Origin of the sequence: Collinsella aerofaciens, from assembly GCF_001404695.1 — a bacterium.
GTDB lineage: Bacteria > Actinomycetota > Coriobacteriia > Coriobacteriales > Coriobacteriaceae > Collinsella > Collinsella aerofaciens_E.
On sequence record NZ_CZAQ01000003.1, the window covers coordinates 1 to 10690 of the forward strand.

The window sequence follows — 10690 nt, forward strand, 5'->3', positions numbered from 1 at the left end:
CCGCGCGGGGACGCAGGATCAGCCCCATGCCCTGCGGCCCCGCGCGGGCGCCCCGCGGCGCGGTTCGCCGGGATGCGGCCTACTGCCCCTGCGCGCGGTAGCGCGCCTCGGTGGCCTCCTTGGCCGGGCGCCACCAGGACTCGTTCTCGACGTACCAGTCGATGGTCTGCTTCAGGCCCCCGGCGAAGTCGGTGTGCGCCGGCCTCCAGCCCAGCTCGCGCTGGAGCTTCGTGCTGTCGATGGCGTAGCGGCGGTCGTGGCCGGGGCGGTCGGCGACCCAGTCGAAGTCCTCGGGGTCGCGGCCCATGGCCGTTAGGATCATGCGCAGGACCGTGATGTTGTCCCTCTCGCCGTCGGCTCCGATGAGGTAGGTCTCCCCCATGCGGCCCTTGGTGAGGATGTCCCAGACGGCCGAGGAGTGGTCCTCGGTGTGGATCCAGTCGCGGACGTTCTCGCCGCGGCCGTAGAGCTTGGGGCGCACGCCGTCGATGATGTTCGTGATCTGGCGCGGGATGAACTTCTCCACGTGCTGGTAGGGTCCGTAGTTGTTGGAGCAGTTGGAGATGGTCGTGCGCAGGCCGTAGGTGCGGGTCCAGGCGCGGACCAGCATGTCGGAGCTGGCCTTGGTCGAGCTGTACGGGGAGCTCGGCTTGTAGGGCGTCTCCTCGGTGAACTTCGCCGGGTCGTCGAGCGCCAGGTCGCCGTAGACCTCGTCGGTGGAGACGTGGTGGTAGCGGATGCCGTGCTTACGGACGGCCTCCAGCAGGCGGAAGGTGCCCTCGACGTTGGTGCGCAGGAACGGCTCGGGGTCGGCGATGGAGTTGTCGTTGTGGCTCTCGGCGGCGTAGTGGACGATGGCGTCGTGGCCGGGGACCAGCCTGTCCAGCAGCTCGGCGTCGCAGATGTCGCCCACGACGAGCTCCACGCGGTCCGACGGCAGCCCGGCGATGTTCTCGGGGTTGCCGGCGTAGGTCAGCTTGTCCAGGACGGTGACGTGTACCTCGGGGTGGTTGTTCACGACGTAGTGGACGAAGTTGCTGCCGATGAAGCCGCAGCCGCCCGTGACGATAATATTTTTAGGCTCGAAGAGCTCTTCGGACATATTTCTATCTCCCATGGATCGGATTAGTACTCGCGAGGGCTGTTGACGATCTCGCCGGCGGCGACCTTCTTGAGGTGCCGGCCGTAGACCGACTTGCCGTAGGCCTCGGCGGCCTGCTTGAGCCCCTCGGTGGTGATCCAGCCGTTCTCCCAGGCGATCTCCTCGGGGACGGACACGGGCAGGTCCTGGGAGTGCTCGACGGCGCGGACGAACTCCGCGGCCTCGTGGAGGCTCTCCATGGTGCCGGTGTCGAGCCACGCGTAGCCGCGGCCGAGGGTGACGACGGACAGCGTCCCCTCCTCCAGGTACATCTGGTTGAGCGTGGTGATCTCCAGCTCGCCGCGCGCGGAGGGCTCCACCCTATGCGCCTTGGCGGCCACGTCGCCCGGGTAGAAGTACAGGCCGGTGACGGCATAGGAGCTCTTGGGCTCGGCGGGCTTCTCCTCGATGGAGACGGCCCTCCCCTGCCCGTCGAACTCCACGACGCCGAAGCGCTCGGGGTCGTCCACGTGGTAGCCGAAGACCGTGGCCCTCCCCGACTCGGCGTTCTGGACGGCGCGCGTCAGGTGGCGCGACAGGCCGTTGCCGTAGAAGATGTTGTCGCCGAGCACGAGCGCGCACGGCTCGCCGGCGATGAACTCCTCGCCGATGGTGAATGCCTGCGCCAGGCCGTCGGGGCTCGGCTGCTCGGCATAGGAGAGGTTCACGCCGTAGCGCGAGCCGTCCCCGAGCAGGCGCTCGAAGTTGGGGAGGTCCGTCGGGGTGGAGATGACCAGGATGTCCCGGATGCCCGCCAGCATGAGGGTGGACAGCGGGTAGTAGATCATGGGCTTGTCGTAGACCGGCAGCAGCTGCTTGGAGGTCACGAGCGTGAGCGGGTACAGGCGCGTGCCGGACCCGCCGGCGAGGATGATGCCTTTCATGAAAATCCTTAACTAACATGAGACTGTGAGATCAAGCATGGCATAGAGGTGAAGCAGCCGACAGTTACTCCCGGTAGGAATGAAATCGAAAACCGATGTTAGATCCATCTGCTGCCGATATGCGATCTTAGTGAATCAGGCCATTTGCTTTAGTTTCGAAGCGAAAGGCCCAATACGCGAGATATTGAATTTCCCGCGTACTGGGCCCGAAAACCAGTTATTTAATGAAAAGTGAACGTGCTCATACCGCCCCTAGCAAAAGATGCAATTACCTTTCGATGGAAGTAACGTATTCTTCATACTTGCGAGCGGAAATGAACGGGGCGCGCAACTCGAAATCATCAATCATGCGGCCGCCGAAGCAGTCGAGATGGTTCGCGACGCAGTCGTAACCGGCAAGGTAGGAGAATTCGAGACCGGCTGAGTAACGGGGATTGCATTCGACGAAGAAATGGCGCCCGTCCTCGTGCTTAATGTACTCAAAATTAACGCAGCCGTTAACGCCGAGTTTCGCGGCGAGAGCTCGGCTTGCGTTCTCTAGGTCGGGATCGGAATAAACGTGCACGGTCGTGCCACAGCCGTGGGGCGTACTCACGAGCTCTTGACGAGTGACACAGACGCACCTTCCCGATGACTCCTGTCGTATGACTTCAACCATTACGATGGGTCCGCTCACAAAGGGCTCCACAATACTCTTCGAGCCCGAGCGCTTTTCCTTATACGTCTCCCACTCCTCGTCAGAGCCAATGTACTCTCGGCCCTGACTGGAACGCCCGTCATACGGCTTCACCACGACAGGATACTCCCAGGGGAGCTCGTCCGTGGCGTCAACCATGAGAGTCGGGATACCGTTGACCTCAGGGACTTCAGATTTGATGAAGTCCTGCAGGATCTTCTTGTTACGGATGATGTCGAGCGAGCGCTTGGTCGATATGCAAAGCGTAACATTGTGTTCCTCAAACCAGGCACGGCTCTCGTTAAGGAGATCCACCTCGGGGTCGATGAGGGGGATGAAGTAATCGATGCGCTCATTCTCACAAATCTCGTGGACTTCTGAGAGGTAAGCGTCGGCGTCGATCACCAATGGAATTCTGTAGAACTCATCGACGTTATAGGCGTCCACTACCCATTCGCGTGGGTAGATGTCGGCACCGATAACGCGATGTCCAAGCCGCTTGAGCGACTTGATGGTTATGTCGGCGGAAACCGACCCGATGGACGTGACGAGAACGTTACTCATGGGAATCTCCTAAATGGTCTTTCCGGTATCGAGAACGACATGGCAGATGCGGTCAACATCTTCCAACGTCAAATCGGCGTACATGGGAAGCGTGATCACCTGGGATGCCGCCTTCTTTGCCACTGGCGTGCGGTCGCTTGAGTACACGCTTCGATAGCATGCGTAATCGTTGACCAGTGGATAGAAGTATTTGCGCGCACCGACGCCAGCCTTGTCCAGGGCATCGAATACGTCATCGCGCGAGGCGCCGAAGACGCTCGGATCGAACAGCACGGGAAGGTACGCATAGTTGTAGCGGATGTTCTTGGCGGGACGGAAAACGGTCACGCCGGCTGTGCCTTCAAGGTTATCCCAATAACGCTCAGCAACGGCCTTGCGCTTGCCGATCTCGGCGTCCAGGTGACGAAGATTACAGACGCCCATAGCCGCGCAGAACTCATTCATCTTGGCATTGCCACCGACGTACTCAACGTCCTCGGGACCTGTAATGCCGAAGTTCTTCCATTGGTTGAGCAGCGGATACAAATCTTCGTCCTTAAAGCAGACGCAACCGCCTTCGATGGTGTTGAATACCTTGGTCGCATGGAAGCTGAACATAGACGCGTCGCCGAATGCCGCCGCACTATCGCTGCTTCCGTCTTCGTTCACGCGCTCGACGCCGAAGGCGTGGGCAGCATCATATATGACTTTCAGCCTGTGACGGTCAGCGATCTCCTGGATGACGTCGACATCGCAAAGATTGCCGTATACATGGACGGGCAAGATGGCGCAGGTGCGAGAGGTAATCAATCGTTCAATACTCTCGGGATCCAACGTTAGATTCACGGGATTCACGTCGGCAAATACGGGAGTAAGTCCCTTTCTCACGATAGCGTGAGTGGTCGAGGCAAAGGTGAACGGCGTAGTGATGACCTCTCCACCGGTCGGAAGAGCCATGGCCTCGAGGATGCACTCTAGAGCATTGTGACCATTCGTGAACAGAGCAAGGTTGTTGATTCCCAAACGCTCCTTGAGGTCTGCCTCGAGCTTCTTATGCTCAACACCCATATTGGTAAGCCAGTGGCTTTCCCAAAGAGGTGCGACCTCTTCAAAGTATTCCTCCATAGGAGGCATGGATGATTGTGTGACAAGAATGCGGTTACCCATATCAGGTACCTTCCCTTCGCTATGCAGCTTTCAAAGAACGATGACTAAAACGGTTACAGTATTGACACGACGTCTTTAACGACGTTTTGCACCCAAAAAATCTCTGGCGGTATTGATGAGGTATTCAAAGGCTTCGAGTTTAAAAATGCCTGCGATACCAAAATAGATAATTGCCATTAAGGCAACTTCGACAAGAATTTGAAGTCCAGGTGAGGCGACAAATGAACCGCAAAACAGCGCAAGTCCTCCTGCAATTGCTGAAATCACAAATGCAGGAGCGATATCGCGTATTTGCTCAGAATAGGAGTATCCGATAACCCGTTTGTTGGGATAAGCGTTAACAAAGGTTGAGATGATGCCGGTAACCATATACATGGCCACCATTAGGTAAACGTCCTTTAATACAAAGGCCGCAAACAAAATGAAGCAGATGCCATATGCCTTCTTGATAAGTTCAAGCTTCAGGAAAAGATCAGAGCGCCCCATACCGTTGAGCGCCTGCAGGTTGGTAGTGTGGATGGGCAACAGCGCGTAAATGAAGCAGTACATCTGCAGGAACGGAACACAGGCCAGCCACTTCTCCCCTAAGAGGATTCCCACAATCGGCTCTGCTGCCACCGCAAAGAGAGTCATAGAGGGAACGATGAAAAAAGTCGAGGTTTTGAGCGCCCTCCGCACCAACCGCTTAACGTAATAGACGTCCGCCTGCACGCGAGAGACAGCGGAGAGCATCACCGGCTGGATTGCGCCATCGAGCATCGATCCAAGGGCAGCGGGATACTTCTTTCCTTGTGATACCAGCCCCAAGCTTGTCGCACTGAACTGCTTTCCGATTATGAGGTCGGAAAGCGACTCATAAACCTGCTCAAGGAGACCGGAGGCGAGGAGCTTCCACCCAAAAGAAAAGAGCCGACTGGCACGAGACGCAACAAAAACAAAGCGCGGTCGCCATCTCACCTGAAAAGCCATCACGACACAGCTCACAGCCTGGTAAACGAGCTGCTGAACAACAAGAGCCCAAATTCCAGTCCCCGCAGCAGCAAGTCCGATACCGAAAACAGCGGACGAGACGACTGCGAACATAGTGGCTATGAATATCTTCCGGAATTGGAGGCGCCGCTGCACGATGGCAATCTGCACCGAGTTGAACGCACCTAAAGGCAGGATTAGACAGAGAACGCGAAGGGGCCAGACGATCACCGGCATAGAGTAAAAGGTTGCAACGGCCGGAGCGAAAATGAAAGTGCCGAAATAGAGGATGATAGAGATAACAAAGCTCATCCAGAAGACCGTCGAGCAGTCACCTTCATCGATTTCAGGCGCTTGGACAATTGCGGTGTTAAGGCCCGACTGTACGATGGCATTGCCAATATTGACGAAAACGAGCATGATGGCCAAAGCGCCGAAATCTTCGGGAACAAGGATGCGCGCCAGAACGACCTGAACTGCAAGTTGGATAATCTGATTCCCGCCGCGTTCGAGCAGTTTCCAAATTAACGAAGAAACCGTCTGCGACTTGAGTCCGTCTTCACTCATGAGAAATCACCTTCAATTGGCTCAGTCCCATAGAAAGCACCCCAATGTGCCTTCGCGCGTGCGAAATTACTTTCGCCTGAGTAGAGACCGTTGTTTCGAGCTACTGCCTCAGCAGCGAGTGGGGCGCAAAACTCATCGAAGGTCAGCTTCGGAACGTCCTCAAGACATTCCACTGCCGCCCCGTTATCGATATGCTCGGATAACATGCCACTATCTTGGGAGAGAAAGACCTTTGCCCCCATGCGCATAAGGAGATGGATGTTGCCCAAACCTTGCTGGCGGTCGTAGTTGAACACGCCAATGGAGATTTTGGTAAGGAACGAGATATATTCAGACCGTTCCATGAATTCGGTAACTGGAACGAACTTGTCACCAAACAGCTCACGTCCGTAGATGATAACTTCATCGCGATATGCATCGTCACCATAGGAAAGCGGAGCGTAAATCTTGATATCCTCGTTAGCAAAACGTGACAGCGCATCAAGAGCGGATTTATGTCGGTTAGTAGGCGTCGCGCTATTACCTAACAGAATGTTGACCGGAAATGGAGCTCTTTTGTCAGTGCAACAAATATCGGCATCGTAACGTGAGGCAAGATAGCCAAGTTCGCAGACGTGCCGCGAGGAGTCGGGATTCGAAATGGTTTCAATTATCCGCAAATCCCCCGGGAGAAGAGCTATTATTCCACGTGATCGCCCTATACAAACCTGCAGCAATTTTCTTTTAAGACAATGAGATAGGCCGTTCCAGCCGGCTTCGACGTATGGAGAATAATCCCCACCCCAGAATAGAAGATGAGTCTTGGGAAGGTAGTGCCACATACTCAATAGCATGCTCATGTTTACCCAATTGAGAATAACGACATCAGCGTCACGCAGGAACCCTAGAGCAGCTTCATCCTTGAAAACGGCCTTCGCAGATGAAACGGGGACCACACGGTTGTCGGAATAAGGCTCATAGCCCTGAGCGTCATCATCACCGTAAACGATGAACCTGACATCTACCCCAGGAAAAGTCGCGAACGTGAACTCCAAAAAACCGAATGTAAACTTCTCCTTCGGCATAACGTGAAGGAAGAGCTTTCCCTCTCGATTAGTCATCATATCCCTTTCGGCTTGGTAAAGCACTTTCAACAGATTTGCACACAGCCCCTATGAGGAGATAAATGAGCGTCATTACTGGAAAAGTGCCCAGAGTGCTTCCCAACATCATGTTGATAAGAACAATTGCAGTCACGGAGACCACAAGAGGCAGTGAAGCTGGATTACGAATAGAATTCTTAAGACAAAGTACGAACACAGTCATGAAAAAGAGAGTGAAAATAATTGTTCCGCAAAGCCCCATCTCCACGGTAACTTTCAAAAAAGCGTTGTGCGGCGTTACCCAATTAACTGCAACGCTGTGAGCTGCAAGGGTATCGCCTGCAGATCCAATACCATTGCCGGTCAATGGGTGTAATTCAATTAGATGTATCGCCTGGTTCCAAGTCAAAAATCTATTGGTTAGCCGCGTGTCTTCGCTTGCATTCAGCATGCTGTTAATTAGCGAATTAATCTGGCTGTTCCCCAAATTTACGTTGCCGGGCGTGCTAAAGAAAAGCAGGCCTGCAACAGCGAGTCCAAGGCAAGCGAGAATAGCTCGAACGCCGGACACTTTTACGTAAGCCCCTTCTTTTGCTCCAGACAAAAGAAGGAATGAAGCTATGACAATTAGACAACACGCCATGTTTGTTCGTGTGTAAGAGCAAAAAACGCCAATAATACTTATGAAAGCTAATGCATAGAATTTCTTTTCAGCAGTTTTGCGCTCCAGGTAAAGACATAAGGCAAAAATCAACGCACTAAACATTCCGTAATGAAACGGACCAGAAAAGAAAGAAATAGCTCTAATTGTATTTCCATATCTGTTCGTATCAGATGCGGAATCCATCAATGAATATAACTTTGCGTCAAAAGAGTCAAAGGCGAAAAACTGTTTTACTCCATATAGAATTAAAGGTAGAGAAGCAAATACGATGAATTTAATAAGACGAACACCCTCGTCAGAACCTTTTTCGGGATCAAAATAGGCATACCCGATGAAAAGCATGAGCAACTGGAAGAATGTTTTTCGAAACTCGATAAGTGAATAGAGATGATTACTAATATTCTCATTCAGGAGCTCAAACGCGGATAGCAATATCAGCATAAAGGCGGAAACGAAGATGAAGGTAAGGCTTCCGGAGTGTTTGGGGTTCCATCTATAATTAATTAAAGATGAAAGTGCAATCACGAGTGCGACATCTGATGCCAGGGTCGCCCACGAACCAATCCATATCTTTAAGACATTTGAATAAAGGGCAATTAGAACCAGCGTATATAAAATACGCAGTCCGGAATTAATATGAGTCTTTTTCCTAATAAGATAATTCAACATCAAGATCACATATTTGAAATAGCAGCCAGAAGTCTAGAAGCCCTCTTGTCCCAAAATATTGAATTAGATACAGACGTGTAATTCTGCTTTATTTCATGGGAGGAGATAAGCAGCCGCGTCCAATCAGCAACATCATTAGAGATTAGAATCAGATCGGAATATTCACCGACCTCGCGAATGGGTGTACAGGCAATGGGTTTACCGGTCATGAAGTACTGGTACAGCTTAAGCGGATCTCCCGAGTTCTCGTTTTTGCCGACCGAGTAAGGAATCATAAGCACGTCGAATAAATCGAGGACCGTATAGAGATATGCAGAAGGAATCGCGGGCAGTTTCTTAATGTTGCTGTTCTCGGCGACGACTTTATTAAATGCGTCGCACTGCCCAGACAGCTCCGGACCGATAAAGACAAATAGACTGTTAGGATTCGCCTTTGCAAGCCCATCTATGAGTTTATGATCGATACGCAGGCCAAACTTTCCAACGAAACCGGCACAACATGAGTATTTCTTTTTAGCTTCAGTAATTGCCTCGATCTGGCCGATGCCCCCAGCATTCACTTTCCTTGGTGCAAAAACGCCATTCTTCAAAAGATCGACTCTTTTACCGAAAATTTCTTTGAAGCAGTCAACAGTCCTCTGTGAATTAGCGCAAGCATAATCAGCAATAGCGAGAAGTTCCCTGTAACCCTCCTTGGCGGCGGCCCGCTCGCTATCCCAAAAATGCGGATAGGTCATCATGTTGTCCATAGAGTCGAAGATGACTTTCGCCCCACGGGTTTTAAGCTCCTTGGCGAGCTTCCAGGCAAACGGGGTATTTGTGTAAATAACGCAATCGCTTAAATCATTTGACAAATCAACAAGAGCATCCAAATACGCATCGACCCACCAAGCACGTTTGCCGGTTATCTGCCTAATGCTGAATATCCTCTTAGGATTTATGACCTCGGCGCTATCAAGTGAAGCAAGTACCTCAGATTCAATGCTGCCTTCCGGGAAATTTCGCAAATCGCAGTTGATGGCCTTCGCATCTAGGACGGTTCTAGGCTTGTTGATAACCAGATCAAGCTCACACCCTGCATCGAGCAGGAGTTTGAGCATGGCGTATTCGCGCGTTAGAATGCCATCGTTCTCGAAGCAGTATTGGTCTTGAAATGGAATGAATATCAGTTTCACGTTAATAGGCACCGCCAAGCGACTTGAATGCTGGCTGCGTCTTGTCCTTTTCGCTTAAAATAAACTCCGCATCAAGGGATGGCCACTCAACTGCTATATCAGCATCGTTCCATAAAATCCCGCCTTCATCGCCGGGACGGTAGACGTCGTCGCATTTGTAACAAAACACAGCGGTGTCACTCAGGACCAGAAAACCATGGGCGAAACCCTTTGGTATGAAAAGCTGCCGCTTATTCTCAGCTGAAAGGACAGCTCCTTCCCACTTGCCGTAGGTATCGCTACCCTTACGCAGATCGACAGCAACATCGAACACCTTACCGGAAACTACGCGAACGAGTTTGGACTGCGGATGCTCGATTTGGAAATGAAGTCCACGAAGCACACCCTTGGTGCTCAAAGACTGGTTATCCTGCACGAACTCACACTCGATTCCGCCCACAGTGAATTCCGGACGCTTGTAGGTCTCCATGAAGCAGCCGCGCTCGTCGCCGTAGGTCTTGATGTTAACGATCTTCACGCCCTCGATGGACGTCTCAGTGAATGTGAAGTTTCCAGAAGTTATCTTGTCGCCTTTTGCCATTGTTTGATCCTTACTGGCCCTGTGCGCGGTAGCGGGCCTCGGTGGCCTCCTTGGCCGGGCGCCACCAGGACTCGTTCTCCACGTACCAGTCGATGGTGGCCTTGAGCCCTTCCGAGAAGTCGGTGTGCGCCGGCCTCCAGCCGAGCTCGCGCCGCAGCTTGGTGGAGTCGATGGCGTAGCGGCGGTCGTGGCCGGGGCGGTCGGCGACCCAGTCGAAGTCCTCGGGGTCGCGGCCCATGGCCGTAAGGATCATGCGCAGGACGGTGATGTTGTTCTTCTCGCCATTGGCGCCGATGAGGTAGGTCTCCCCCGTGCGGCCCTTGGTGAGGATGTCCCAGACGGCGCTGGAGTGGTCCTCGGTGTGGATCCAGTCGCGGACGTTCTCGCCCTTCCCGTAGAGCTTGGGGCGGACGCCGTCGATGATGTTGGTGATCTGCCTGGGGATGAACTTCTCCACGTGCTGGTAGGGGCCGTAGTTGTTGGAGCAGTTGGAGATCGTGGTGCGCAGGCCGTAGGTGCGGGTCCATGCGCGCACGAGCATGTCGGAGCTGGCCTTGGTGCTCGAGTACGGCG

10 protein-coding genes are annotated in these 10690 nt (G+C 53.4%); all 10 read right to left on the minus strand.

Annotated features, from left to right (window positions below; genetic code table 11):
- Positions 1–79: 79 nt before the first annotated feature.
- Entirely contained in the window at positions 80–1102 is a 1023-nt protein-coding gene (gene rfbB / locus AQ996_RS01290) for a dTDP-glucose 4,6-dehydratase (RefSeq protein WP_055250342.1), read from the minus strand.
- A 23-nt stretch (positions 1103–1125) separates the two neighbouring features.
- Positions 1126–2025 carry a glucose-1-phosphate thymidylyltransferase RfbA gene (gene rfbA, locus AQ996_RS01295; RefSeq protein ID WP_055250344.1) on the minus strand — a complete coding sequence of 300 codons (900 nt, stop codon included), beginning with the start codon at positions 2023–2025 and terminating at the stop codon, positions 1126–1128.
- Positions 2026–2293: 268 nt separating this feature from the next.
- Positions 2294–3265 carry an ATP-grasp domain-containing protein gene (locus AQ996_RS01300; RefSeq protein WP_055250346.1) on the minus strand — a complete coding sequence of 324 codons (972 nt, stop codon included), beginning with the start codon at positions 3263–3265 and terminating at the stop codon, positions 2294–2296.
- A 9-nt stretch (positions 3266–3274) separates the two neighbouring features.
- On the minus strand, positions 3275–4411 hold the full coding sequence (locus AQ996_RS01305; RefSeq protein WP_055250348.1) for a DegT/DnrJ/EryC1/StrS family aminotransferase: 1137 nt from the start codon (positions 4409–4411) through the stop codon (positions 3275–3277).
- Positions 4412–4486: 75 nt separating this feature from the next.
- Positions 4487–5947 (minus strand): lipopolysaccharide biosynthesis protein, encoded by a 1461-nt coding sequence (locus AQ996_RS01310; protein WP_055250350.1) that lies wholly within the window; start codon positions 5945–5947, stop codon positions 4487–4489.
- Positions 5944–7047 (minus strand): TDP-N-acetylfucosamine:lipid II N-acetylfucosaminyltransferase family protein, encoded by a 1104-nt coding sequence (locus AQ996_RS01315; RefSeq protein WP_055250351.1) that lies wholly within the window; start codon positions 7045–7047, stop codon positions 5944–5946. The genes AQ996_RS01310 and AQ996_RS01315 overlap by 4 nt, the downstream gene beginning before the upstream one ends.
- Positions 7040–8362 carry an O-antigen ligase family protein gene (locus tag AQ996_RS01320; RefSeq protein ID WP_148315794.1) on the minus strand — a complete coding sequence of 441 codons (1323 nt, stop codon included), beginning with the start codon at positions 8360–8362 and terminating at the stop codon, positions 7040–7042. The genes AQ996_RS01315 and AQ996_RS01320 overlap by 8 nt, the downstream gene beginning before the upstream one ends.
- Positions 8363–8367: 5 nt before the next feature.
- The gene (locus tag AQ996_RS01325) at positions 8368–9537 is read right to left on the minus strand and encodes a glycosyltransferase family protein (protein ID WP_148315795.1); all 1170 of its coding nucleotides are present in this window, start codon (positions 9535–9537) and stop codon (positions 8368–8370) included.
- 1 nt (position 9538) lies between these two features.
- Positions 9539–10117: a dTDP-4-dehydrorhamnose 3,5-epimerase gene (rfbC, locus tag AQ996_RS01330; RefSeq protein ID WP_055250355.1), complete on the minus strand. Its 579-nt coding sequence runs from the start codon at positions 10115–10117 to the stop codon at positions 9539–9541.
- Positions 10118–10127: 10 nt separating this feature from the next.
- The coding region (locus tag AQ996_RS01335) for a dTDP-glucose 4,6-dehydratase (RefSeq protein WP_148315796.1) at positions 10128–10690 on the minus strand (563 nt) is incomplete at its 5' end.